The following is a 24,888-nucleotide window of genomic DNA, read 5'->3' as shown; positions in this document are numbered from 1 at the left end:
GACTACTCCTTGGCCGCCAGATTGACCACGCGGTTGGAGCGATCCACCGGGCGAACCAGGTCGCCGTCATGGAGCACATGCACCCCGGCCGCCACCACCCAATCGCTGGCCGAAAGGCCTTCGAACACCGGCACGGTCTTTTCGCCAAAGGCACCGACCCGCACCGGGGTCCGTTTGAGGGTGTTGTCCGCCTGGACCCGCCAGACATAGGTCGCACCGTTTTCCGCGGTCACCGCCGACAGCGGCACCGACAACGGCACCACACCGGCGGCCTGGATAAACACCCGGGCGCTCTGTCCCAACTCAGCCGGCACCTTGCCGGCGCTGAAGGCGATACGGGCGGCGAAGGTCCGCGACTTGGGGTCGGCGGCCGGCGACAACTCGCGGATCCGCCCGTTGAAACGCTGGTCCGGCTGCGACCAGAGTTCCACGGCCACATCCTGGCCGATCTTGAACCGTCCGAAAGCCTGCTCCGGGAAGCTGATCAGCACTTCACGCTCGCCGTCGGCGGCCAGGGTAAAGACCGTCTGGCCGGCGGCGACCACCTGGCCGACTTCCACCAGGCGCTTGGCGACTACACCGTCCTGGGGCGCACGCAACACGGCATAACCGGCCTGGTTGCTGGACACGTCGAACTCGGCCTTGATCTGCTTGAGGCGGGCTTCACCGGAGCGGTAGAGGTTTTCCGCGTTGTCGTACTGCGAGCGGCTGACCATCTGTCGGTCGAGCAAGGTCTTGTAGCGATCACGCTCGGAGCGCACCAGGTTCAGGTTGGCCTCGGCGGCCGCAACCTGGGCACGAGTCGCTTCCAGTTGCAGGCGCACGTCCTGCGGGTCGAGCTCCGCCAGGGGCTGGTTGGCCTTGACCCGCTCGCCCTCCTCCACCAGTCGTCGACTGACCTTGCCACCGATACGAAAGGCCAGGTCGGGCTCGAAACGCGCCCGCACTTCGCCAGGATAACTGTCCATGGCCTGGGCCGAAGGCTGTGGCTGCACCACCATCGCGGGACGAACGCTGACCTGGGCCGGCTCTTCATGACCACAACCGGCCAGGAAAAGGGCTAAACTGACGGGCAACGCAAGGGGCATGACATAGCGGAGCATGGTGTAGGACCTTTCGCTAATGGTGCTCAGAATATTTATACTGGCCAGTATGGTATTAATACCAAACTCACCAGTCCAGTATTAACTAAGAAAATGTCCGACAATCTTTCAGTGCCCAGCGGCCCCGGCCGCCCCAAGGACCTGGCAAAACGCCAGGCCGTCCTGCAAGCGGCGAAAGATCTGTTCCTGAGTAATGGATACGCCAGCACCAGCATGGACGCAGTCGCTGCAGCAGCAGGTGTTTCAAAGCTGACGGTGTACAGCCATTTCAACGACAAGGAGACACTGTTCTCCGCTGCCGTGGTGGCCAAATGCGCAGAACAGCTGCCCGAGCTGTTTTTCGCCCTGCCCGAAGGCGTGCCGGTGGAAAGCATTCTGCTGAACATCGCCCGGGGTTTTCATCACCTGATCAACAGTGACGAGTCGGTGAACCTGCATCGGCTGATCATGGCCCTGGGCAGCCAGGACCCGAAGCTCTCGCAGATCTTCTTCGAGGCCGGGCCCCAACGCATGCTCACGGAGATGGAGCGGCTGCTGAGTCGGATCAACCAGGGCGGTGCCCTGGTGATCGACAAGCCGCACTACGCCGCCGAGCACTTCTTCTGCCTGCTCAAGGGCGCGGCGAACTTCCGCCTGCTCTACGGCTGCGGCGAGCCGCCGAGCGAGGCCGAGGGCGAAGCCCATGTGCGCGAGGTGGTGGGGTTGTTCATGCGCGCCTACCGGCCTTGAGCACTCGGGCGCCTGTCAGACCGCTATCGCGAGCAAGCTTGCTCCTACAAGTTTTGCGTACTGCATAGACGGTGCTCACGACACAAATCCTGTAGGAGCAAGCTTGCTCGCGATGAGGCCCTCAAGATCGCCCAAACCGTCACGCCAAGCCTGCTTTCAAGGCTTCAGGGCTTTCTTCGGGTAGATGTCATAGCGACTCGACTTGCCGTCCAGGCCATGGCTCGGTTTCGGCCCGTCGATACACGGCGCCTTGCGCGGGCGCTTGACCACCACCCGATGGGTCGCCAGGGCCAGTGCCGCCTCCAGCAATGCCGGCGCATCCGGGTCATCGCCCACCAACGGGCGGAACAGGCGCATTTCCTTCTTCACCAGGGCGGTTTTCTCACGGTGAGGAAACATCGGGTCCAGGTAGATCACCTGGGGCGCCTCGCCTTCCCAATTGCGCATCACCTCGATCGAATTGCCCTTGAGCAAGTGCATGCGCGAAACAATCGGCGCCACGTCGAAATCTTCCAACCCACGGGCCAGGCCATCCTCGAGCAAGGCGCCAATCAGCGGCTGGCGCTCGATCAGGCTCATCTCGCAGCCCAGGCTCGCCAGCACGAACGCATCCTTGCCCAAGCCAGCAGTGGCGTCCAGCACCCGCGGCCGTACGCCCGGTTGAATGCCCACGGCCTTGGCGATCATCTGCCCGCTGCCGCCGCCATACAGACGCCGGTGCGCCGCGCCGCCTTCGACAAAGTCCACCCGGACCGGTCCAGGCGCCTCAGGTCCCAGTTGCTGCAACTGCAACCCCTGCTCCGACACCTGCAAAGCGAACTCCGCTTCGGCTTCCTGCAACGGCAAACCGAGGCGTTCGGCCCAGGCTTCGGCCCGGGATTGCAACCCTTCGGCCAGGGCCTCGACTCTGATACGGACCGGTGCTTGCTGCTCACTCATGAAAAACACGCTCAAAAATTTAATGATCGGCAAAAGCTGCCGATAAAAACATTATCCAGCATTTTGCCAGACCTGAGCGTCACTCGAGAGCCATGTCAGACATTCGCACTACATCCATAGGTTATCTGTCGCCCGTCGACAATTATGGCCTGCGCAATTCCCAGGCACTGAGCGGTGTCAGTCACCTGTGGCAAGATTTCTTTGCCCGGGCGCTGGCCGAACAGGTCGGGGACGCGGCGGATGCAAAGAATGTCCAGGCACAACTGCCGGTCGACGGCCCGGTGGAGCCCACCGCCGGTGCCGAGCTGCTGGCGCAGATCGTCGACCAGCGCCAGTGTGACGTAAAGGACACCCCGGTCCGTCCGCCGGAGCCGCTGTTCCTGCCGATTGCCGAATTCGATCTGGACCTGCTGAAGCGGCCCGTGCCTTACCCGCCGGAAGAAGTTGTCGCGCAACAGAAACAGCAGGATTTCGAAAGCGGCTGGGTTCGCCCTATCGTCCTCAACGCCGGCCAGCCGCTGCCAGCACCGGGCCCCGCGCCGCAAGCGCGTCCGCTGCACCTGCCGATTGCCGAGTTCGAGCTGGATCTGCTGGAGCCGCATGTGCCGTTCGACGAAGAAACCCTGGTCAAGCAGCAGAAAGCCATGGACTACGACCTGAACTGGGCCCGTCCGCTGGTGGCACAGAACCTGCGCCTCGCGGCCTGAGTGTTTACCTAGTTCTTGAACATCTGATTGATCCGCGCAAAGGGCATGGCCTGATCCAGCGCGCTGAACGTCCCCTGCCCACGCATCTCCTCGGCCGCCCGATAGAAGGCGCCGTACGCCGCCCGGGCCAACGCCGAACCGACACTGATGCGCTTGACTCCCAGTTCGCCCAACTCGGTCACCGACAGGTTGACCCCGCCCGACATCAATACATTTACCGGCTTGGGCGCCACGGCCTTGACCACCGCCTGGATCTCCTCACGCGTGCGCAGGCCTGGCGCATACAGCACGTCGGCACCGGCCTCGGCGAACGCCTGCAAACGGCGAATCGTATCCGGCAGATCCTGGCGCCCGTGCAGCAGGTTCTCCGCCCGCGCCGTGAGCATGAAGGGGAACGACAGGCTGCGGGCCGCGGCAACCGCGGCCTCGACCCGTTCTACCGCGTGGTTGAATTCATAGATGGGGTCCTCGGCATGACCACTGGCGTCTTCGATCGAGCCCCCCACCAAGCCGGCTTCGGCCGCCCGCAAAATCGCCTCGGCACACCCGGCGGGGCTGTGGGCAAAACCATTTTCCAGATCGGCCGCCACCGGCAGCGTCGTGGCCAGGACAATGCTCCGCGCGTTTTCCAGCGTATCGTTCAGCGAGTTGGCCCCTTCCGCATCCGGACGTCCAAGGGAAAACGCCAGGCCCGCGCTGGTGGTGGCCAACGCCTCGAAGCCCAGTGCGGCGAGCATCTTTGCCGAACCGGCATCCCAGGGATTGGGAATCACAAAGGCTCCGTCACGTTCGTGCAGGGCCTTGAAGGCTTGGGCTCGAAGGGTTTGCGCATCCATGGGTCGACTCCTGGCAAAGAGAGTGTGATGCCCTCAGAGCAAGCCGAGTTGCTCCGTGGCGGGCCCTCTGTATAGCTCAGGCAGCGCCGGCAAGCCAGGCAGACGCGCCATCAGCCGAGCATGGAAACGTTGCGCCAGCGCCGGTGCGAGGCGGTTGTCGGAGGTATGCAGAAACACGTAGGGCGTGCGCCCCTCCTCGATCCAGCCGGCGACCTTTTCGACCCAGGGCGTCAGGAAAGGCTCATTGGCCTCCAGTTCCGGGTGCCCGATAAAACGCACCTGCGGAAACAGCGTGAACGCTGCCGGCCGGGGTGGCACCTTGGGCTTTTTCGACTGGGCGTGCAGCACCGAGGCATCGGTGGAAGTGCAACTGAACAGCGCCCGTGGATCGAGGCAGATCCGTTCGACACCCCGGTCCAGCAGCAGGCGGTTGAGCATCCGCTCGGCGTCGCCCTTGGCGAAGAAATCACGATGACGGACTTCAATCGCCAACGGGCGCTCCAGCGCGTCGATAAACCCGACCAGCTCGGCCAGGCGCTGCGGCGCAAAACTGGCCGGCAATTGCAGCCACAGCGGCGCCACCCGCGGTCCCAGCGGCTTGAGCAGTTGCAGGAAGTCTTCAGCCGCCTGGACCTGCTCACGCAGATCACCGCCATGGCTGATATCCCGAGGAAACTTGGCGGTGAAGCGAAAGTGTGCGGGCATGGTCTGCGCCCAGCGTTCTACCGTGGCGGACGCGGGCCGTGCGTAGAAGGTGGTGTTGCCTTCGACGGCGTTGAACACCTGGGCGTACAGGTCGAGAAAATCGCTCGTGCGCGCGGTGGGCGGGTACAGGTACTCGCGCCAGGCGTTTTCGCTCCAGGAGGGGCAACCGAGGAAATAAGGCAGCAGGACAGGATCAGTCATCGACCCGATTAAATCAGATATGCAGGTCGAGCCCCAACACTTCCATGTCCCACTCGACGAAACCGGCGGTGGTCAGGTAGCTGGCCAGGGCGTTGGCGACGCTTTTGCTCATGGCGCGATGGAAGATCATGTCCTGCGGACGGGCCGGCAGGTTGGCCAGGCGGCTACCGGCCGCTTCGGCGCGGGCGGCCACCTCGGAGAGATCCTCGCTATCGCCCTCCGAAACATCGGCCTCGTCGTCGACCACGACGCTGCCTTTGCGCGGTTTGCGCTTGATGGGGTAGGACTGTGAGGAAACGCCGTCTATACGCATTGGGGCATGCTCGGTGTCGATGATGGCAATTTAGCAGCACGCACCGCACTTAGCTATTGCCCGAGTGATAACTGGACCACAGAACCTGAAAAAGGTTTTCACACCCTGGCGCCTGGGTGGGGAAAACATGACGAACGGCACATTTTTGACTATCTGGGCGTTTTTTCGGGTGATCGGTTTAACGTTCAGTTTAGCCTGAATTTTATCAGTTGCCGCCCGGCGTCAGCGGGCCTTGGGCGTCGCCACCTTGTCGCGCAGGTAAACCGGCTGGGCCTCGTCGGCCGGAATGGCTTCGCCGCGCGCCCAGGCAAAACGCGCCAGACTCAACAGATCCTCGGCGTGGGGCAGCAGGCTGGCATCCTGGCCGCTCAACGCGACCTGGATCCGCTCGCCATAACCCCAACCCGTGCCCGCGCCGAACCACTCGCCAGCGGCATCGTCCGGCAAGGCCGCCAGTTGCGGAGCCAGCACCGCCTCGACCCCGGCCAGACGCATTTCCCCGGCTTCTTCGCGATAGCAGCCCCAATACACCTCGTCCATCCGCGCATCGATGGCCGCGGCCACCTGGCGCACACCGCGCTCGCGAAAGGCCCGCTGCGCCAGCACCGCCAGGTTCGACACCGGCAACACCGGACGCTCCAGGGCAAACGCCAGCCCCTGAACCACACCGATGGCAATCCGCACCCCGGTAAAGGCCCCGGGACCACGGCCAAAAGCAATCGCATCCACCGCCGACAGGCTGATACCCGCGTCGGCCAGCAACTGCTGGATCATCGGCAGGAGCTTTTGCGCATGCAGGCGCGGAATCACCTCGTAGTGGCTCGTCACCTTGCCGTCATGCAGCAAGGCGACGGAGCAGGCTTCAGTCGCGGTGTCCAGGGCCAGCAAGGTGCTCATCGATGTATCCGTCAGGTCGAAATGAAAAAAGTGCAACAGTATAAACAACAACAGCCCGCAAGCGGGCTGTTGTACACATAGCAGCTACAGCGATCAGCTCAGGGCTTCAAGCACCTTGCTGGTGATCGATTCCACGGAGCCGACACCGGCGATATGGCTGTACTTCGGTTTGCCCTGGGCGGCCGAGAGCTTCTGGTAGAAATCCACCAGCGGCTTGGTCTGGGAGTGGTAGACCGACAGGCGATGACGCACGGTTTCTTCGGTGTCGTCCTTGCGCTGGACCAGGTCGTCCCCGGTCAGGTCGTCCTTGCCTTCGACTTTCGGCGGGTTGTAGACGGTGTGGTAGACGCGCCCGGAAGCCTCGTGAACACGACGGCCGGCGATGCGCTGGACGATCTCTTCGTCATCGACGGCGATCTCGACCACGTAGTCCAGCTCGACACCGGCATCCACCAGGGCTTCCGCCTGGGGAATGGTGCGCGGGAAACCGTCGAACAGGAAACCCTTGGCGCAGTCGGCCTGGGCGATACGGTCCTTGACCAACGCGATGATCAGGTCGTCGGAGACCAGCCCGCCGGCGTCCATGATGCCCTTGGCCTTGAGGCCCAGCTCGGTGCCGGCCTTGACCGCGGCGCGCAGCATGTCGCCAGTGGAGATTTGCGGGATGCCGAATTTCTCGGTGATGAACTTAGCCTGAGTACCTTTACCGGCCCCGGGAGCTCCCAGCAGAATGACGCGCATCGATGTGCTCCTCAATTTTTTATTTAGAAACGCTCGGATTCGCCTCGTGGGGCCAATCTCAAAAATAGGGTCATGGCCGCAAAACGGCCAAAGGCTGATCAAGATACACAGCCGACCGGAGCCACACAAGCCGCCGAAAGTCGCAGTCACTCATGCCTGCACAAGCGGTGAAACCTGCTATGCCGGGTCGCCCCCGCCAATAAAGCGCCGCCACACAAAAACGACCGCCCCTGACTGGACGGTCGCTTTTGTCCCATTACATAGGGCAACTCTTCCCACACACCTTAGCCAGTATTGCGCAGCCCGGCGGCAATCCCCGCCACAGACACCAGCAAAGCCTGTTCCAGAGGGCTGTCCTGGGCCGTTTCCTTGCGCCGCGAACGAGCCAGCAGCTCGGCCTGCAACCGGTGCAGCGGGTCCAGGTAGGTGTTGCGCAGACGAATGAACTCCAGGGTCTCAGGGCTATGGGCCAGCAGTTGCGACTGGCCGGTCAAACCCAGTACCACCGCGCACGCCTGCGACAATAGGTCGCGTAAGTGCACACCCAATGGCAGTAGTTCGGCATCCACCAGACGTTCGTCATAGGAGCGGGCGATATCGCTGTCGGCCTTGGCCAGGACCATTTCCAGCATGTCGATACGGGTGCGGAAAAACGGCCATTGCTCACGCATCTGCGCCAACAGCTCGCCTTCACCCCGTGCCAGTGCCTTGCGCAGCGCCGCTTCCCAGCCGAGCCAGGCGGGCAACATCAGGCGCGTCTGGGTCCAACCGAAAATCCACGGAATCGCCCGCAAGCTTTCGATTCCGCCGGCGCGGCGCTTGGCCGGACGGCTGCCCAACGGCAGGCGCCCAAGCTCCTGTTCCGGGGTGGATTGGCGGAAATACTCGACGAACTGCGGATTGTCGCGCACCTCGGCGCGGTAGGCACTGACACCGTCCGCGGCCAATTCATCCATCAATTTACGCCAGGCCGGTTGCGGCGGCGGCGGCGGCAGCAAGGTGGCTTCGAGCACGGCGGCCAGGTAGAGGTTGAGATTCTGTTCGGCGATGTCCGGCAGGCCGAACTTGAAACGAATCATTTCGCCCTGCTCGGTGGTGCGAAAACGCCCCGCCACCGAACCCGGCGGCTGCGACAGGATGGCCTCGTGGGCCGGACCGCCGCCACGGCCGACGGTGCCGCCACGACCATGGAACAACAGCAGTTCGACCTGCTGCTCGCGACAGATCTCCACCAGCCGTTCCTGGGCCCGATACTGCGCCCAGGCCGCCGCCGTGGTGCCGGCGTCCTTGGCCGAATCGGAGTAGCCGATCATCACTTCCTGCGGACCTTGCAGGCGCGCGCGATAGCCCGGCAGCAGCAACAGCCGCTCCATCACGGGACCGGCGTTATCCAGGTCGGCCAGGGTTTCGAACAACGGCACCACGCGCATCGGCCGCAGCACGCCGGACTCCTTGAGGAGCAACTGCACCGCCAGCACATCGGAGGCGGCACCGGCCATGGAGATGACGTAGGATCCGAGGGAGGCGGCCGGCGCCGCAGCGACTTCCCGGCAGGTCGCCAGCACTTCGGCGGTGTCCGCGGAAGGTTTGAAATAGGCCGGCAATAGCGGGCGGCGATTGGCCAGCTCGCGCATCAGGAAGGTCAGGCGATCTTCTTCATTCCAGTCTTCGTAACGGCCCAGCCCCAGATAGTCGGTGATCTCGGTCATGGCGGCGGCGTGACGGGAAGAGTCCTGGCGCACGTCCAGGCGCACCAGGAACAGGCCGAAGGTCACCGCCCGGCGCAGGCAATCGAGCAACGGGCCGTCGGCAATCACGCCCATGCCGCACTCGTGCAAGGACTGGTAGCAGAGTTGCAACGGTTCGAGCAGTTCGCGGTTGTTCTGCAGGACTTCGTCCGGTGCCGGTTGCGTCGTAGCGAGGGAGGCCTGGGCCCAATTGCGGGTAGCCCGCAGCCGCTCACGTAATTGTTTGAGCACGGCGCGGTAAGGTTCGGCGCTCTCACCGGCGCGGGCAAGCAGGGCCTCGCTGGCCTGCTGCATCGACAACTCGGCGGCCAACTGGTCGACATCACGCAGATAGAGGTCCGCCGCCATCCAGCGGGCCAGCAGCAGAACCTCACGGGTGACCTTGGCCGTCACATTGGGGTTACCGTCACGGTCGCCGCCCATCCAGGAAGCAAATCGAATCGGCGCGGCTTCCAGGGGCAGGTGCAGGCCGGTGGCCGCGAACAGCGCCCGGTCGGCTTTGCGCAGGTAGTGCGGAATGGCCTGCCAGAGGGAATGCTCGATCACCGCGAAGCCCCATTTGGCCTCGTCCACCGGGGTCGGCCGGGTCCGGCGGATTTCCTCGGTGTGCCAGGCTTCGGCGATCAGTCGCTGCAAGCGCTGGCGGATCTGCTCGCGTTCGGCAGCGGTGAGGTCGCGGTGGTCCTGCTCGGCCAATTGCGCGGCAATCGCATCGTATTTCTGGATCAGGGTACGCCGCGCCACCTCGGTGGGGTGCGCGGTGAGCACCAGTTCGATCTCCAGGCGGCCCAGTTGCCGTGCCAGGGATTCGGCGCCATGGCCTTCGGCTAGCAGCCGCGCCAGCAACTCCGGCAGCACCCGCGACTCGAAAGGCGCTGGCTGCGACTCGTCGCGGCGGTGAATCAACTGATATTGCTCGGCGATATTGGCCAGGTTGAGAAACTGGTTGAAGGCCCGGGCCACCGGCAGCAGCTCGTCGTCGCCGAGGCTGTCGAGGCTGGCACTGAGCTCGGCATTCGCCGAACCGCTGCGGTCGGCCTTGGCGCCCTTGCGGATACGCTCGATCTTGTCGAGGAATTCGTCACCGTGCTGGTCACGGATGGTATTGCCCAACAGTTCACCTAACAGGTGGACGTCTTCACGCAAACGTACATCAATATCGGACATCGACAGACTCTCCGGGGGACGCTGAGATGGCTCACAGGCTCAAGAGTGCACCAGCGCGGCGAACGCTTACAAGCCTGGCAAAAATCCCCACTGAACCTCGTCACATAGAACTAGTCTGATAATAAGCCTCACGAAGGCTTTATCGCCGGTACAGGCCGGTCACTCATCAATACCCGCTATCAACGGGTGCGAATTGAGGTCGATATGAAAATCCGCGAGCTTGCCCAGCACTGGGAAGAAAACGCCAAGGGTCGGTTGACCGACACCGGCTATGTCATTCATCTGGATGTGGAAGCTGCGGCGCGACTGGCGGCGGTGATCGACATGTACCCCAAACGGCGCCCGGAAGAACTGCTCGGCGAGCTGATCGGCGCGGCGCTGGAGGAACTGGAAGCCAGTTTCCCCTATATCCAGGGCTCACTGGTGGTGGCCACCGACGAAGAAGGTGACCCCCTTTATGAGGACGTCGGGCCGACACCGCGTTTTCTCTCGCTGTCGCGACGACATCTGCATGACCTGGCGTCCCAGGACAAACCGAAACATTAAAGCCTGACGCGATTCCCCTTGCGGATAGCACCCTGTTCCTTGAGGCGTCACTACGGCCAACACGGACCTGTAGGAGCAGGGCTTGCCCGCGAAGCTTTTAGCGGCCTCAAGGGCCTCTTCGCGAGCAAGCCCTGCTCCTACAGGTTCAGCGGTGTGTGCAAAAATCGTTCGTCCCCCTCCACTCCCTCCATCCGACACCCCCAAACACCGCGAAAGTTCAGACTTTTCGTACTGACTACTCGGTCAGATTTTTTTCGAGCAATGGGCCATCTTTTCCTGAACTATTCAAAAAAGCCTTGGGTCACACCCAGTAGCCATCACCGGAGCAGTTGCAGTTAAAACGCTCCCGGAACCCCTACCGGACACGGCGCGACAAGCTCCCGGAACCGTGATGGACGATGACGTCATTCAGGAGCTATCCAATGGAGTTGAAGATCATGAAGACCCACACTGTCCAATCGTCGTTTACCCCCCTGCGCGGACTGAAACTGGCCGCGCTGGTACTCGGCAGCAGCCTGCTTCTGGCCGGTTGCGCCGGTAACCCGCCGACCGAGCAGTACGCCGTGACCCAATCGGCGGTCAATAGCGCCGTCAGTGCCGGCGGCACCGAATACGCAGCGGTGGAAATGAAGTCGGCCCAGGACAAGCTCAAACAAGCTGAAATGGCCATGCACGATAAAAAGTATGACGAAGCCCGTCGCCTGTCCGAACAGGCTGAATGGGATGCCCGCGTCGCCGAACGCAAGGCCCAGGCCGCCAAGGCCGAGCTGGCCGTGAAGGACTCACAGAAAGGTGTTCAGGAACTGCGCCAGGAAAGCCAGCGCTCCGTGCAACCGGTGCAGTAAGCATCGGCCCCGCTTGACGCCTGCTTTCCCTGAAGCTTGAACCCTAAAAAGGATGAACCATTATGCGTAAACAATTGATGATCCCCGCCCTCCTGGCCCTCAGTGTCGGCCTGGCCGCCTGCTCGTCGCAGCCCAATGCCAACCTGGAGCAGGCCCGTACCAACTTCTCCGGCCTGCAAGCAAACCCGCAAGCAAGCAAGGTCGCCGCCCTGGAAACCAAGGACGCCAGCGACTACCTGGACAAGACCAACAAGGCCTACCAGGACCATGAAAAGGTCGAAACCGTCGACCAGCTGGCTTACCTGACCAACCAGCGGGTTGAAGTGGCGAAGCAGACCATCGCCCTGCGCACCGCCGAAGCCAACCTGAAAAACGCGGCCGCCCAGCGGGCCCAGGCTCGCCTGGACGCCCGTGACCAGCAGATCAAACAGTTGCAGGAAAGCCTCAACGCCAAGCAGACCGAGCGGGGCACCCTGGTGACCTTCGGTGACGTGCTGTTCGCCACCAACAAGGCCGACCTGAAATCCTCCGGCCTGGTCAACATCAACAAACTGGCGCAGTTCCTCCAGGAAAACCCTGATCGCAAAGTGATCATCGAAGGCTACACCGACAGCACCGGCGGTTCGGGTTACAACCAGAGCCTGTCCGAGCGCCGCGCCACCTCGGTGCAAGTGGCACTGATCAAGATGGGCGTCGACCCGTCGCGTATCGTGACCCAGGGTTATGGCCAGGAATACCCGGTAGCGGATAACGGCAGCGTTTCCGGCCGCGCCATGAACCGTCGCGTGGAAGTGACCATTTCCAACGACAACCAACCCGTGGCCCCGCGTTCGTCCATCAGCAGCGCCAACTGACAGGTTAAAAAAAAACCGCCTGATTGAATCAGGCGGTTTTTTCACGTCTGGCCCGTGGGGAAAGGTTACTGCTCCAACTTCGGTGTTTCCTGCCCCATGCAGCGTACCGCCTGCTTCTGGCTGTTCACCAGCACGCCGGTCAAGCCCTTCTGTTCGGTGTCGAACAGCACCAGCACCCCGTCAATGCACTGCGCGGTTTGTGCCGCCGGTTCCAGCGAGATCTTGTAATCCTCCCCGGGCACCGTCTTGAGCATGGTGAACTCGTTCAGCAGCAGCGCATCCTCCGGTTTGGCGAAATGCAGGTAACCGTAGTACCACAGGCACGCGACCGTACCGATGATGCTGCAGATACCGGTGAGGATCAGGGGAATGGCGTTACGTTCTTCAGTCATTGCGGACTCTCTGGTTCAACATTCGAATTCGGGACAGGCGGATAATTCGGGATCTCGCCCAGGCGGCGCAGGCCGTTGAAGTGCTGCGGGTCGTCGAGGTAACGCAGCATCACCAGGCGCCAGGTCGGGTCGCCGAAGGTCTGCACATGGCCGCCACGGGTCAATTGCAGCACCCGCGGCGGTGGCGCCGCCTGATACAGCTGGATGCCATTGACCAGCGGCACGACCGGGTCGTCGAGGCTGTGGAAAATCAGTTTCGGCACCCCGGTCAGGCGCGGCATGGCCTTGATCGCGCTGTCGCCATCGGGCACCAGCCAGGACAAGGGGATTTGCAGGGGCCAGGTCAGCCAGGACGACGCAAGGGCATCACGCCCCACCGAACGGTAGCTGGCCGGCGCGCCATCAAGTACCAGGGCCTTGAGCCGCGACTGGTATTCGGGATGGCGCTCCACCAGGTAATGCACCACCAGCGACCCGCCCAGGCTCTGCCCCAGGACCACCAGGGGTTTGCCCTGGACTTGCGGGGCCTTTTGCAGCCAGTCGAACGCCGCATCGATATCCTGGTAGACCGCCGGCAGGCTGGGTTCGCCTTCGGACACGCCATAGCCGCGATAATCGAGCATCAATACCTGGTAACCCTGCTCCGGCAACCACCAGCTGCCGCCCAGATGCCCGGACAGATTGCCGCCGTTGCCATGCAAATGCAGCACCGTGCCCTTGACCGCCACGCCGGCCTTGACCGGCAGCCACCAGGCGCGCAAGCGCACGCCGTCGGCGGTGGTCAGGGTGACATCGCGGTATTCGAGGTGCGCTTTAGCGGGAGTGAACGGCAGGCCGCGATCGGGGTAGAACAGCAGGGAGCTACAACCGCCCAGGGTCAGCAGCAGGCAGAGCATGCCGAGGATTCTCATCCGTTTGAAGCCTCGCTAGATAAGGAGAAATGTCGCCAACCCTCACCTGTAGGAGCGAGCTTGCTCGCGATGGAGGCACAGGCACCTCGGGGCACCAGATGCCCCGCGTTATCGTTGACGACCATCGCGAGCAAGCTCGCTCCTACAGGGTCGGCGGTCAGAGGATATTAGAGTAATCCGCCTCGATCCGATCCAGGCTCAAGTGGTTCAGGAAGTTGCTGAAACACATCCAGGCCGACAGCGCATTCATGTCGCGGAACTGTTCCGGCAGGTACTTGGGCGGCACCACCAACCCCTCATCCACCAGTTGGCGCAACGTGCGCATATCCTCCAACGTGGTCTTGCCGCAAAACAGCAGCGGCACCTGCTCGAGCTTGCCCTTACGCACGGCCAACTGAATATAGTTGTAAACCATGATAAAGCCTTTGAGGTAGGACAAGTCTTTGGTAAATGGCAGCCCCGTCGGTGTCGAGCCACGGAAGATCCGACTGGCATTGCCATAGCTTTCCGCCATTTCGAAACCCTGCTCGCGGAAGAACTCGAACACCTGGAGGAAATCCGCGCCCTGCTCCACCATGTCGATGGCCCGGGTACGGTTGGTCAGCTTGCGCAGGCGGGTCGGATAGGAGGCGAAGGCAATCACCTCCATCAGAATCGCCAGGCCTTCCTGGGTCACTGTCGACGACGGTGGGCCCTTGGACAGGAAGGTGCAGATCGGCTGGTTCAAGCCGTTCAGGGTGGTGCCGACATGCACCAGGCCTTCATGCACCTCCAGCGCCCGCACATCCCGCGAATTGAACATCGCATCGGCTCGGATCTTGATGTAGTCGGCGCCCGCCGCCGCATCGGCGACGATGCCATCGGACTCGAACACCCGGATGGTTTCCTCCGCCTCGCCGAACACCTTGTTCAGGCGACTTTGCAGCATGCTGACCGCGTCCTTGGCGGTCAGGGTCTTGGGCTCGTCCTTGAGATCACCCCGGCCGTCGATATTGTTCAGGTAATCGGAGAGCATCAACCCCAGGTCCGCCAGGGTCGGATCACCGGCGTGGAACGCATCCGACGCGGCGCCGTACAACTCCTGGGAGATCAGGCCGAAATCCGCGGTGCCACGGGCTTCGAGCATCCGCACCACCTGCCGGTACTCGCGGCACATGCGGCGCATGATCTGCCCGACCGGGTTGAACTGGCCGAGCCGCCGGGTGATATCGCGCTCGATATTCTGGAACTCCAGCTTCACCGCGCTGGAATCGAACGACAGCGGTCGCGAGGCATAATAGTCGCGATCCACCGCTGGCATTTCCTTGCCCTTGCCCTTGAGAAACCCCTTGCGGATGTTCTCGTCCCACTTCACCGCGTCGAGCACGCGAATCGGCGTCTGCGCCAGCACAATGCGATCAGAGAGGCTGCGTATCGTCTGCTGGTAATCGTCCAAGGGTGACTCCTGAAGGTGATACCGGTGAATAGCCATGCACAGAGCCTAGACCGAGGCCAGCACCAGGTGCATGTAGCGCGAGAGGATCCCCAGCATGTCCTGTTCGGACTGGACCTCGGCGTCGTTGAGCAGGCCCTGATATTCCATCCGTCCGATAATCGCCGTCAACACTTTGGCATCCTGCTGAGGCTCTTTGGTACCCAGTACCTGGACAAACTGGTAGGCGCCCTGCAGGAGAATCTGTTGGTGCGAACGCACCAACACCGCCAGGCGTGGATTGAGCAGCGCTTCCTGACGAAACGCCTGCTCAGCCATCAGGTGCTCGCGACGGTTGTGCAGTTGCCGCTGGATGTAGTCGACAATCATATGGGCGATGTCGTCGGCCACTTGCGCCCGCGAGGCCGCACTGCCGTCACCGTAGGCGACCATTTCCCGCAATATGCCTTCGGTGTTTCCCCACAGCTTGGCCATGAAGGCTGCGCTGCGCTCGACATACTGGGCGAAGGTATCGGTGAGCAGGTCATCGATATCCTTGAAGTAATAGGTAGTGGCCGACAGCGGCACATCGGCCTCGGCGGCCACCGCGCGGTGCCGCACCCCACGCACACCGTCGCGCACGACAATGCGCATGGCGGCGTCAAGAATCGCCTGTCGTCGTTGCTCGCTTCCCTGTCGACTGGCCTTGCGCCCTTGATACTGAACGCTCTCAGCCACCGCCGTAGCGACGCCAGCTGCTCCCTTTTGCGCCATTGCACGCTCCACTACCGGTCTTCCTCTCTTGTAATAATCTGAAACATCAGTACCAATAGACAATAAAAAAGCCGCCTTGTGAGGGCGGCTTTTTCAACAGCAATTTTATGCTTGCGGCCGCATGTGCGGGAACAGGATCACATCGCGAATCGACGGTGCGTTGGTGAGCAACATCACCAGGCGGTCGATACCGATGCCCTCGCCCGCCGTCGGCGGCATGCCGTACTCCAGCGCCCGTACGAAGTCGGCGTCGTAGTGCATGGCTTCGTCGTCGCCGGCGTCCTTCTCGGCCACCTGGGCCTGGAAGCGCTCGGCCTGGTCTTCCGCGTCGTTCAACTCGGAATAGGCGTTGGCGATTTCACGACCGCCGATAAACAGCTCGAAACGGTCGGTGACGTTCGGGTTCTCGTCATTGCGACGGGCCAGCGGCGAGACTTCGAACGGGTACTCGGTAATGAAGTGCGGCTGTTCCAGCTTGTGCTCGACCAGCTCTTCGAAAATCATCACCTGCAACTTGCCCAGGCCTTCGAAGCCGAGCACCTTGGCACCGGCCTTCTTGGCGATCGCGCGGGCCTTGTCGACGTCCTGCAGGTCGGCGGCGGTCAGCTCAGGGTTGTACTTGAGGATCGAGTCGAACACCGACAGGCGCACGAACGGTTCGCCGAAGTGGAAGACCTTGTCGCCGTACGGCACGTCGGTGCTGCCCAGAACGGCCTGGGCCAGTTCACGGAACAGCTCTTCGGTCAGGTCCATGTTGTCTTCGTAGTCGGCGTACGCCTGGTAGAACTCCAACATGGTGAACTCAGGGTTGTGCCGGGTCGACACGCCTTCGTTACGGAAGTTGCGGTTGATCTCGAACACCCGCTCGAAGCCACCGACCACCAGGCGCTTGAGGTACAGCTCCGGCGCGATGCGCAGGTACATGCCCATGTCCAGCGCGTTGTGGTGGGTTTCGAACGGCTTGGCCGCGGCACCACCGGGGATGGTCTGCAGCATCGGCGTTTCCACTTCCATGAAATCGCGCTGCATCATGAAGTTGCGGATATGGGCGATGACCTGAGAACGCACGCGGAAGGTCTGGCGCACTTCTTCGTTGACGATCAGGTCGACGTAGCGCTGGCGATAGCGGGTTTCGGTATCGGTCAGGCCGTGGTGCTTGTCCGGCAGCGGGCGCAGCGACTTGGTCAGCAGGCGCACGTCGGTCATTTCAACGTACAGGTCGCCCTTGCCGGAGCGGGCCAGGGTACCAACGGCGGCAATGATGTCGCCCAGGTCCCAGGTTTTCACCGCGGCCAGGGTCTCTTCCGACAGGGTCTTGCGGTTGACGTAGACCTGGATGCGCCCGGACATGTCCTGGATCACCATGAACGAGCCACGGTTGAGCATGATGCGACCGGCAACCTTGACCGGGATCGCCGCCTCAGCCAGCTCTTCCTTGGTCTTGTCGGCGTACTGTTTCTGCAAGTCTTCGCAGTAGGCGTCGCGACGGAAGTCGTTGGGGAAGGCCTGACCCTTGGCGCGCTCGGCAGCCAGCTTTTCCTTGCGCAGGGCGATCAGGGTGTTTTCTTCCTGTTGCAGGGCTTGCGGGTCGAGTTGTAGGTCGCTCATGTCTTTAGATTTTCCATCACAGGTTCGTTGCCCCCGGCCTTCGGCAGGGGTTCACGACAGGCGGCGCGCCTTGGTGCGCGCCGTCGCCGCAGTGCCTTAAAGCCCTTGCTTGAGGCTGGCTTCCAGGTATTCGTCGATATCGCCGTCCAGCACTTTGTCGCAGTCGCTGCGTTCGATGTTGGTGCGCAGATCCTTGATCCGCGAGGCGTCGAGTACGTAGGAGCGGATCTGGTGACCCCAGCCGATATCCGACTTGGTGTCTTCCAGGGCCTGGGAAGCGGCATTGCGCTTCTGGACTTCCTGTTCGTACAAGCGCGCCCGCAACATTTTCATCGCGGTGTCTTTGTTCGCGTGCTGGGAACGTTCGTTCTGGCAGCTGACCACGGTGTTGGACGGTACGTGGGTGATCCGTACGGCCGAGTCGGTGGTGTTGACGTGCTGACCACCGGCACCGGAGGAACGATAGGTATCGATCCGCAGGTCTGCCGGGTTGATTTCGATTTCGATGTTGTCGTCGATTTCCGGGGAGACGAACACCGCCGAGAACGAGGTGTGACGACGGTTGCCGGAGTCGAACGGGCTCTTGCGCACCAGGCGGTGCACGCCGATCTCGGTGCGCAGCCAACCGAAGGCGTACTCGCCCTTGATATGCACGGTGGCGCCCTTGATCCCGGCGACTTCGCCGGCGGACAGTTCCATGATGGTGGCGTCGAAACCGCGTTTGTCGGCCCAGCGCAGGTACATGCGCAGCAGGATATTGGCCCAGTCCTGGGCTTCGGTGCCGCCGGAACCGGCCTGGATATCCAGGTAGGCGTTGTTCGGGTCCATTTCGCCGCTGAACATCCGGCGGAATTCGAGGTTCTCGAGGGCGGCGCGCAGGCGTTCGACTTCAGCGGCGACGTCGTCGACGGCCCCCTGGTCTTCTTCGGCGGCGGCCATTTCCAGCAGGTCGCGGGCATCGCTCAGGCCGCTGGACATGTCGTCCAGGGTCTCGACGATCAGCGCCAGCGCGGAACGCTCGCGGCCAAGGTTCTGGGCGTATTCGGGGTTGTTCCAGACAGCCGGATCTTCAAGCTCGCGATTGACCTCGGTCAGGCGCTCATGCTTTTGATCGTAGTCAAAGATACCCCCGAATGGTTTCGGAGCGCTCGGACAGGTCCTTGATACTGTTAAGGATCGGGTTGATTTCCATGGCGGGCAGCACTCGTCGGTGAACTTTTGAAAGCCGACGAGTATAACCGAGTTGCACGCGTCCCGGCAGCCCGCTTGGCGGGGTGATTTCAGTTTTCGCCGCGAAACTTCTGCGCCAATCTGGCCAGGTATCGCATCAGCTTCTCTTCCCGCGCCCTGGCATGCCCATCGGGATACAGGACCGCAAGAAGACAGTAACGATGTTCTTCCAGCTCTCCGCGCACATAAACAAGAGCGGCGTCCTTTTCCGGAGCGCCTCTACGACAGACTCGATCGATCTGAGGAAGGTTCTTGGGAAACTTTTCCGGCGGAAGCTTCAAGTGGATATGCATGAGGTTTGCATTAAACGCAGCTGCCGGCCAGACGTAGGGAGCGTCGCGCCCAAATCGATCTGAAGGAATGCCTGTCTGCTTATAGGTAACGAAATCATTCAGTAGAGCGGTGTCCAGTCCTGGATAATCCTTTAGAACATCCAGAAAAAGCTCGCGGTAGGACTCCGGATGAAAGATGGCTGACGCCCTGGACATCAGGCGTTAGCCAACTCAATCAGCCTCTGGGTGGAATGCTCGGCCAATGCGCGCAGCCCTTCTCCATCAGCAGTACTTTCAAAGGATTCCGGCACTGTCAGCATTTGAGAGAGCAGGCTGTGGGTAATCGCCATTTTCTCCCTTGCACGAGCCATGGATCGACGAAGATCCATATGGACCTCGGCCAACCCCTCCGGGACAATCGCACTGCGTAGCGTCAGTTCCATGCCGCGAAAGCTGTCCAGATTCCGCCCCAGATCTTCAAGTTTTGCTTGAGCATCCAGTCCTTCAGGAGTACGGGCCGGATCTCTGGCAAGCATGTCTTTGATGATGCTTGCGAACCCGTTTTCTACCTGCTTCGCCTTTTTTATCAGCCCGTGAATCTCGATAGCGAGCTGACTGGACTTCTGGCTGGCCTCATTTCTGAAGCCGCTATCGTGGTCCGCAGCAGCCTGAACCGATACCGCAGCACCATACCCACCGATCAACGCGAGCGCAGCCAATAGCAGCGATGCGGTGGGGATGCTGGGTGGTGATTCAGGCTTCATGTTGAAATACCCGTTCAAGGAGCGGTCTGCTCAAAAGTATTTTGGTGTGCAATTATTGTACAGCATCACACCGTATCGTGATATTTCAGCAACCCTCCACCTGCTTAAGCCCCCCAGCAGTAGCACTTTCACTTCTTCTGGCAAAAAATTCCGCTACCGCGTCAGTCTTTTTAACCTTGAAATGTAAGGCATTTCTGTTTTTTCACAGACCTATTCAACGCGCCGCCGAGGACAAGCAGACTCCCCCCTTACCGCTTGAGTAAGGGACTACGAATGTTCATTTCAGCGCCGTTAAACCGCTTTACCCTGACCCTCCCGGGCCTTGCCCCTGAACTCCAGGTGCTGGCCTTCAAAGGCAGTGAAGCCATCAGCCAGCCCTATCGTTTCGAGCTGGAACTGGTCAGCCGCCGCCCGGACCTGAACCTCGACGAGCTGTTGCACCAGCAGGGCTTTCTCGCCTTCAACGATAGCGGCGCGGGTATTCACGGCCAGGTCTACAGCATCGGCCAGGGTGATACCGGCCAGCGCTGGACCCACTATCACCTCACCCTCGTACCGCAACTGACCTACCTGGGTCATCGCTTCAACCAGCGCATCTTCCAGAACCAGACCGTACCGCAGATCATCGCCCGGGTGCTCAAGGACCACGGCATCCTCGGCAACGCCTTCAGCTTCAATCTCGCCACACCCCTGCCCGCCCGCGAGTACTGCGTGCAGTACAACGAATCCGATCTGGATTTCATCCAGCGTCTGTGTGAGGAAGACGGCCTGCACTACCACTTCCAGCACAGCCCGGCCGACCATCACCTGGCCTTCGGCGATGACCAGACCTTCTTTCGCCGGCTGTCCACTGCCGTGCCCTATGTGCCGGACAGCGGCACCGTGGCTACGACCGCGAGCATCAAGTCCTTTGACCTGCGCCTGGAGACCCGCAGCAGTCATGCGGCCTTGCGTGATTACGACTTCGAGAAGCCGCATACCTTGCTGGAGCGGACGTCCCACTGCTCGGATTCACTACCGAAACCCGTGTTGGAGGACTATCGCTATCCTGGCCGCTTCAAGCATGACGACGCTGGTAAACGACTCAATCGCCGCCAGTTGGAGCGCCATCGCGCCGACTATCGACAGGCTTCGGGCAAGAGCAATGCGCCACAACTGGCCAGCGGTCATCTCCTGACCCTGAGCGACCATCCACAGCCGGACTGGAATGATCTCTGGCTGCTGACCCACCTGACCCATGAAGGCAAACAGCCGCAGGTGCTGGAGGAGTCGGCACCGATCCCGAGCGTTGCCGACAGCGATTTCCGCCAGGGCTACCGCAACAGCTTTCTCGCCACGCCGTGGGATGTGTTCTTTCGGCCGCCGCTACAGGTGCGCGAATCCCGTCGTCTGAATGCCCAGACCGCTTTCGTCACCGGCCCGCCCGGCGAAGAAATCCACTGCGACGAATATGGCCGGGTGAAGGTGAAGTTTCACTGGGACCGTTCCGACGAAACCGGCGCCCACAGCAGTTGCTGGTTGCGGGTGGCATCCGGCTGGGCCGGGCCGAGTCATGGCGCCATCACCCTGCCCCGTGTCGGCATGGAGGTGCTGGTGACCTTTCTGGAAGGCGACCCGGACCAGCCACTGATCGTCGGTTGCCTGAACAACGCGCTGCAGCAAGCGCCCTACCCTCTGCCTGCGCACAAGACCCGCAGCGTGTTCAAAAGCCAGAGCAGCCCCGGGGGTGGCGGCAGTAATGAGATCCGCATCGAAGACCTCAAGGGCCAGGAACAGATCTATGTGCATGCCCAACGGGATTTCGAGCAGCACATCGAACATGACCAGCATGTACAGATCGGTCATGAGCGGCATGAAAGCGTCGGTGCCAACAGCTACGCCGAGTTCAAGGCCGAAGAACATCATACGGTTCACCAGGATCGACGTTGCGAGGTGAAGGGTGATGACCATCTGACGGTGGGTCGAAGCCAGCAGGTGAAGGCGGGGGTGGGTTACCTCGTTGAGGCTGGTCAGGAGATCCATTTCTATGCAGGCAAAAAAATCGTTATCGAGGCCGGTGCCGAATTGACGATCAAGGTAGGCGGTCACTTCATCAAACTCGATGGCAACGGCATCAGTCGTGTAGGCCCCGACGCCGCTGGGATCGCAGGTACGGCAGCGAGAGTTGCCGTGTTGACAGCCCTCAAACCCGCAGCCGAGGGACAGGCCGGAACTACACATCACATGCACGGCAGCTCGTCCCAAGAAGCCCACGACGAGCAGATGCAACTGCTCAGCCGCTCCGGTACGCCGCTGAAAGGGATCAAGGTCACCGTTGCAGTGCCTGGCGAAACCGCCCCTCAGGTTGTCACCAGCGATGCCGACGGGCTTCTCCCTCGCATCAAGACCCAAACCGCCCAGGACCTAAAGGCATTTCTGAGCTGGGACAAATTCCATGTCCCGGAAGGCGCTGACAGTTACGAAAGGAGTCGCAAGCAATGAGCGCAGATCCGATCCTCACATGCACCACCAATACCCGACCCGGCTCAGTCTCTCAGCAGACTTTTGACTGCGCAATACTCTGGGCCTGGGGTCAGCAGGAAGCGATACGTCGGCTGACAGTAGAGAGGCGCGATCCCTATTCGCAACACGTACGCAGCGAATTGGTCGCCAGTTTCAGTGCCCGTGCCGCGCGTATCGCGGCAACCTATGCGCGGTTCTATCTGGAGTTGGAAGACGGTGGAAAGCCCGAACTGAAGGGACGTTTCTACTGGATGGGTCTGGCGGCCTTTGCCAGCAAACAAGTCAAGTGCGGATTGGACTTCATACCGGACGCTCTGGCTGTCTCAGTAGGGGATTATCTGCCCAATCCAATGGCTATCGGTAAGGACGGGCTGGGTAAGGGTAACTTTTGGTTGTTCCAAGACATTTTTGTCTGGCACTGGTTTTACAGCCAATTTCCCGAACAATTCGAAGAATGTGCGTTGGAGCGTAATGCGCTGAACTGCCCTGAGTTGGCACTGGCGGGACTAAAAAGCTTGCCGTGGGCGGAGGAGGCGTTGGCAACTTTGAATAACTTCAAAGTAAATTCTTATATTCTTGAAGCTTTTGAAATCATCAAGAAGTGCGAGCAAGCCACCACGGAAAACAAGCCAGACCTGCAGTTCGACTCCCTTTTAGCCATAGCCAACCATGAACAGCTAGAAATCCTGCAGCCACTTATCTACGAGAATCAAATTTTCCAAAAAGTTTTGGACCTCCAAGCATTGACAGAAGGATTTCCCGGCTTCCCCTTAAGGGTTGCAGCTTTCAGTACAACATGTGATGTAGAAGAAGAAAAGCTTCGAGAGCAAATGACGGAAGGGGATCTGTACAACGAAACGCACAGAATGAATTTCATTACAAAAATTGCAAACACATATCATTTACTAATGCAATACAATACCGAATACATGGAAGAGTGCATTACCTCTATATCCAACTGGTCTAATGCCGCATGAAAAAAATCTTGGTGGCGACACTAATACTTGGACTCACTGCTTGCGACACCTCGAGTAATCCAGAGAAGCAAAAAATGAAAGACAGCCCCCCTATCATCAAAATCAACCTTCACGAAGATATAAATGATGTCATAGCGCGCAGCCCAATACCATTCAAATCTGACTGCTTAGCGGCAGCGGGTGTATGCTGGCATGAAATATCTCGTTCACCCAATAGCAAAGAGCTCCCTATCGCCAGTATAAAGACGGGGGCTCACACACTACTATTAAAGAATGTTTCAAGAATAAGCACTGCCATCTTTGACAGATTCGGCAGCCAAATCGAAAACATAGAAATCGTTTTGAGAGGCCTTCCCGACAACAGCCTACACACGGACCATCAAAATGCCATATACCACCTAATCGACGGTATCCAACGTGCTGGTTGGACTCACTACTACCGTAGGAGCGATCCTAGAGTTTCGGGCAAAGAGATGGACAAAATCGACACACCGCGGGAAGTCCTTGGAAAATTCACATCCAGCCATCCTTGGCTAGACCCAAACTATAGAGTCGACATAGATCGCTGGCTTAAAGTAGGTTCATTTTATAATTGGTTTTTTTACAACAACGGCTCATATCTGCACCTTAGAGCGTGGCGTCGACTTTCAAAAAAACACCCGAATGAAAGAGGAACCTATCTAATAAGCCTGGAGTTCTCGACAGAGACAGAATTTTGGCGAACTCCCTTCCAAGACAAAGACAAGCTTCGTTGGAAAGAGTTACTACCAGATGTGCTAGCGACCGCTAAAAAACAACGCAAAGAGCAGGAAACCAAAGCCCGAGCCGCGGGTATAGAAATTGATGAATCGTATCAAGACCCGTTGATCAACGCACTGAACTTGTGACCGTTGGAAATCCCGATCTTTCTCCGAGTGATGCGATTCTTTTAGCAGGGCATGCGCTTTTCCACCCCGCAAGCCTTATGGAAGATCTTGTTTACAAGATTGCCAAACGCCGAGCCCGTAACCGCTGGCCGGAAATTGTATTAGAGCGCCTGCGCCCCGATGGCCCAACCACCCGATTGATTGATTTGGAACCTGAGCGCGGGCTGGACGTTTAACTCACACAACCTTTCAGGCCAACGTCGGCTCGTGTCGGAGCCGGCTTTATTGGTGATAAGACTCTCAAGATTTGCATCGCCAGAACTGACGCCTTCGCGGGCAAGCTCCGCTCCCACAGTATTTGAGTCGACTCCGGATATTGTGTACGACACAAAACCTGTGGGAGCGGAGCTTGCCCGCGAAGAGGCCCTTGAGCCTTGCACTGCCCTTGCGGACGTCATCGCCAGCAAGCCAGCTCCCACACGAGTGATGTTTAGTCAGGAAACCGGGGCGCTGCGGGCTCGGTCGGTGAAGCGGCCCTGCATCGCGTCCAGCGCGTCGCAGCCATCCTGCAACAGCAGGTAAGAGGCACTGGCGAAGTGCTGAAGATCACGGTCGCAGGTGTTGCCGATGCTCATGCAAGTCAGGCTGTGGCTCAGGTCACGGGCGGCCTTGATGCGCTGGATGGCGCACTCATACAGGTCACGCACCGGGGCATCGAGATTGAGGTAGAGAACCGGGACTTCGGTGAGGTTGCTTTGTAGCGGACGGAAATTACTCATGGTGTTTCTCCCAAGAATGCAAAGGAGCTACCACCGACTACTGCGGCTAAACACTAGGGTGGCGGCTGTAC

26 protein-coding genes are annotated in these 24,888 nt (G+C 60.5%); 9 read left to right on the top strand and 17 right to left on the bottom strand.

Features of this window, described 5'->3' with window-relative positions; all coding sequences use genetic code 11:
• Nucleotides 1-2 precede the first annotated feature (2 nt).
• Nucleotides 3-1,103, bottom strand: a complete 1,101-nt coding sequence (locus tag HX830_RS08420; protein ID WP_177099761.1) for an efflux RND transporter periplasmic adaptor subunit — start codon at nucleotides 1,101-1,103, stop codon at nucleotides 3-5.
• Between the two features lie 93 nt (nucleotides 1,104-1,196).
• Here HX830_RS08420 and HX830_RS08415 point away from each other — a divergent pair, with 93 nt between their 5' ends.
• Entirely contained in the window at nucleotides 1,197-1,832 is a 636-nt protein-coding gene (locus tag HX830_RS08415; protein ID WP_152740213.1) for a TetR/AcrR family transcriptional regulator, read from the top strand.
• A gap of 156 nt (nucleotides 1,833-1,988) precedes the next feature.
• On the opposite strand, the gene HX830_RS08410 is transcribed toward HX830_RS08415, so the two are convergent.
• Complete coding sequence (locus HX830_RS08410; protein WP_103497420.1) at nucleotides 1,989-2,771, bottom strand: class I SAM-dependent methyltransferase; 783 nt, start codon at nucleotides 2,769-2,771, stop codon at nucleotides 1,989-1,991.
• A 92-nt stretch (nucleotides 2,772-2,863) separates the two neighbouring features.
• Between HX830_RS08410 and HX830_RS08405 the strand changes: the two genes are divergently transcribed.
• Nucleotides 2,864-3,478: an energy transducer TonB gene (locus tag HX830_RS08405; protein ID WP_103497409.1), complete on the top strand. Its 615-nt coding sequence runs from the start codon at nucleotides 2,864-2,866 to the stop codon at nucleotides 3,476-3,478.
• 8 nt (nucleotides 3,479-3,486) lie between these two features.
• On the opposite strand, the gene HX830_RS08400 is transcribed toward HX830_RS08405, so the two are convergent.
• The 6 genes from HX830_RS08400 to ppc all read right to left on the bottom strand — a co-directional run bounded on the left by HX830_RS08400 (nucleotide 3,487) and on the right by ppc (nucleotide 10,086).
• The gene (locus HX830_RS08400) at nucleotides 3,487-4,314 is read right to left on the bottom strand and encodes an isocitrate lyase/PEP mutase family protein (RefSeq protein WP_103497410.1); all 828 of its coding nucleotides are present in this window, start codon (nucleotides 4,312-4,314) and stop codon (nucleotides 3,487-3,489) included.
• Between the two features lie 33 nt (nucleotides 4,315-4,347).
• Nucleotides 4,348-5,220 (bottom strand): DUF72 domain-containing protein, encoded by an 873-nt coding sequence (locus HX830_RS08395; protein WP_177099759.1) that lies wholly within the window; start codon nucleotides 5,218-5,220, stop codon nucleotides 4,348-4,350.
• Nucleotides 5,221-5,233: 13 nt separating this feature from the next.
• A complete protein-coding gene (locus tag HX830_RS08390; RefSeq protein WP_103497412.1) occupies nucleotides 5,234-5,533 on the bottom strand; it encodes a hypothetical protein in 300 nt (99 codons plus the stop codon).
• 222 nt (nucleotides 5,534-5,755) lie between these two features.
• On the bottom strand, nucleotides 5,756-6,430 hold the full coding sequence (tsaB, locus tag HX830_RS08385) for a tRNA (adenosine(37)-N6)-threonylcarbamoyltransferase complex dimerization subunit type 1 TsaB (protein ID WP_177099756.1): 675 nt from the start codon (nucleotides 6,428-6,430) through the stop codon (nucleotides 5,756-5,758).
• Between the two features lie 93 nt (nucleotides 6,431-6,523).
• A complete protein-coding gene (adk, locus tag HX830_RS08380; protein WP_100942394.1) occupies nucleotides 6,524-7,171 on the bottom strand; it encodes an adenylate kinase in 648 nt (215 codons plus the stop codon).
• Between the two features lie 284 nt (nucleotides 7,172-7,455).
• Nucleotides 7,456-10,086 (bottom strand): phosphoenolpyruvate carboxylase, encoded by a 2,631-nt coding sequence (gene ppc / locus HX830_RS08375; RefSeq protein ID WP_103497415.1) that lies wholly within the window; start codon nucleotides 10,084-10,086, stop codon nucleotides 7,456-7,458.
• Between the two features lie 204 nt (nucleotides 10,087-10,290).
• On the opposite strand from ppc, the gene HX830_RS08370 reads away from it, so the two are divergent.
• The 3 genes from HX830_RS08370 (at nucleotide 10,291) to HX830_RS08360 (ending at nucleotide 12,331) form a co-directional block, all read left to right on the top strand.
• Complete coding sequence (locus tag HX830_RS08370; protein ID WP_177099754.1) at nucleotides 10,291-10,632, top strand: pilin assembly protein; 342 nt, start codon at nucleotides 10,291-10,293, stop codon at nucleotides 10,630-10,632.
• 422 nt (nucleotides 10,633-11,054) lie between these two features.
• Nucleotides 11,055-11,477 carry a DUF4398 domain-containing protein gene (locus HX830_RS08365; protein ID WP_103497416.1) on the top strand — a complete coding sequence of 141 codons (423 nt, stop codon included), beginning with the start codon at nucleotides 11,055-11,057 and terminating at the stop codon, nucleotides 11,475-11,477.
• Nucleotides 11,478-11,539: 62 nt separating this feature from the next.
• Nucleotides 11,540-12,331 (top strand): OmpA family protein, encoded by a 792-nt coding sequence (locus HX830_RS08360; protein WP_103497417.1) that lies wholly within the window; start codon nucleotides 11,540-11,542, stop codon nucleotides 12,329-12,331.
• A 65-nt stretch (nucleotides 12,332-12,396) separates the two neighbouring features.
• Here the strand turns inward: HX830_RS08360 and HX830_RS08355 are convergent, their stop codons facing one another.
• The 8 genes from HX830_RS08355 to HX830_RS08320 form a co-directional block, all read right to left on the bottom strand.
• Nucleotides 12,397-12,723 (bottom strand): hypothetical protein, encoded by a 327-nt coding sequence (locus HX830_RS08355; protein ID WP_100942390.1) that lies wholly within the window; start codon nucleotides 12,721-12,723, stop codon nucleotides 12,397-12,399.
• Nucleotides 12,720-13,634, bottom strand: coding sequence for an alpha/beta hydrolase (locus HX830_RS08350; RefSeq protein WP_103497419.1), 915 nt, complete (start codon nucleotides 13,632-13,634; stop codon nucleotides 12,720-12,722). Before HX830_RS08350 ends, HX830_RS08355 begins: the two co-directional genes overlap by 4 nt.
• A 157-nt stretch (nucleotides 13,635-13,791) precedes the next feature.
• Nucleotides 13,792-15,105 (bottom strand): flavohemoglobin expression-modulating QEGLA motif protein, encoded by a 1,314-nt coding sequence (locus HX830_RS08345; protein WP_177099752.1) that lies wholly within the window; start codon nucleotides 15,103-15,105, stop codon nucleotides 13,792-13,794.
• Between the two features lie 9 nt (nucleotides 15,106-15,114).
• A complete protein-coding gene (locus HX830_RS08340; protein WP_103498376.1) occupies nucleotides 15,115-15,819 on the bottom strand; it encodes a TetR/AcrR family transcriptional regulator in 705 nt (234 codons plus the stop codon).
• Between the two features lie 105 nt (nucleotides 15,820-15,924).
• Nucleotides 15,925-17,427 (bottom strand): lysine--tRNA ligase, encoded by a 1,503-nt coding sequence (gene lysS, locus HX830_RS08335; RefSeq protein WP_103498377.1) that lies wholly within the window; start codon nucleotides 17,425-17,427, stop codon nucleotides 15,925-15,927.
• Between the two features lie 96 nt (nucleotides 17,428-17,523).
• Nucleotides 17,524-18,619 (bottom strand): peptide chain release factor 2 gene (gene prfB / locus HX830_RS08330; protein ID WP_177099750.1). Its coding sequence is split into 2 segments (ribosomal slippage): nucleotides 17,524-18,546 and nucleotides 18,548-18,619, totalling 1,095 coding nucleotides; the frame shifts between segments, so codons are not numbered across the junction.
• 88 nt (nucleotides 18,620-18,707) lie between these two features.
• Complete coding sequence (locus tag HX830_RS08325) at nucleotides 18,708-19,145, bottom strand: type II toxin-antitoxin system YafO family toxin (RefSeq protein ID WP_177099748.1); 438 nt, start codon at nucleotides 19,143-19,145, stop codon at nucleotides 18,708-18,710.
• Nucleotides 19,145-19,693: a hypothetical protein gene (locus HX830_RS08320; RefSeq protein ID WP_103498380.1), complete on the bottom strand. Its 549-nt coding sequence runs from the start codon at nucleotides 19,691-19,693 to the stop codon at nucleotides 19,145-19,147. The genes HX830_RS08325 and HX830_RS08320 overlap by 1 nt, the downstream gene beginning before the upstream one ends.
• Nucleotides 19,694-19,966: 273 nt before the next feature.
• On the opposite strand from HX830_RS08320, the gene HX830_RS08315 reads away from it, so the two are divergent.
• From HX830_RS08315 to HX830_RS08300, 4 genes are read left to right on the top strand one after another with little or no spacing between them, the layout of a single operon-like run.
• Nucleotides 19,967-22,174 (top strand): type VI secretion system Vgr family protein, encoded by a 2,208-nt coding sequence (locus HX830_RS08315; RefSeq protein WP_177099747.1) that lies wholly within the window; start codon nucleotides 19,967-19,969, stop codon nucleotides 22,172-22,174.
• Nucleotides 22,171-23,172, top strand: a complete 1,002-nt coding sequence (locus tag HX830_RS08310; protein WP_256350435.1) for a DUF2515 family protein — start codon at nucleotides 22,171-22,173, stop codon at nucleotides 23,170-23,172. The genes HX830_RS08315 and HX830_RS08310 overlap by 4 nt, the downstream gene beginning before the upstream one ends.
• Entirely contained in the window at nucleotides 23,169-24,059 is an 891-nt protein-coding gene (locus HX830_RS08305) for a hypothetical protein (protein ID WP_177099745.1), read from the top strand. Before HX830_RS08310 ends, HX830_RS08305 begins: the two co-directional genes overlap by 4 nt.
• Entirely contained in the window at nucleotides 24,056-24,274 is a 219-nt protein-coding gene (locus tag HX830_RS08300) for a hypothetical protein (RefSeq protein ID WP_177099743.1), read from the top strand. Before HX830_RS08305 ends, HX830_RS08300 begins: the two co-directional genes overlap by 4 nt.
• A 258-nt stretch (nucleotides 24,275-24,532) precedes the next feature.
• On the opposite strand, the gene HX830_RS08295 is transcribed toward HX830_RS08300, so the two are convergent.
• Complete coding sequence (locus tag HX830_RS08295) at nucleotides 24,533-24,817, bottom strand: hypothetical protein (protein WP_103495189.1); 285 nt, start codon at nucleotides 24,815-24,817, stop codon at nucleotides 24,533-24,535.
• Between the last annotated feature and the right edge of the window lie 71 nt (nucleotides 24,818-24,888).

The sequence above is a fragment of the Pseudomonas gingeri genome, assembly GCF_013385425.1.
Taxonomy (GTDB): domain Bacteria; phylum Pseudomonadota; class Gammaproteobacteria; order Pseudomonadales; family Pseudomonadaceae; genus Aquipseudomonas; species Aquipseudomonas gingeri_D.
The sequence above is the reverse complement of the archived record's forward strand: the minus strand, read 5'-3'. Positions and strand labels throughout refer to the sequence as shown.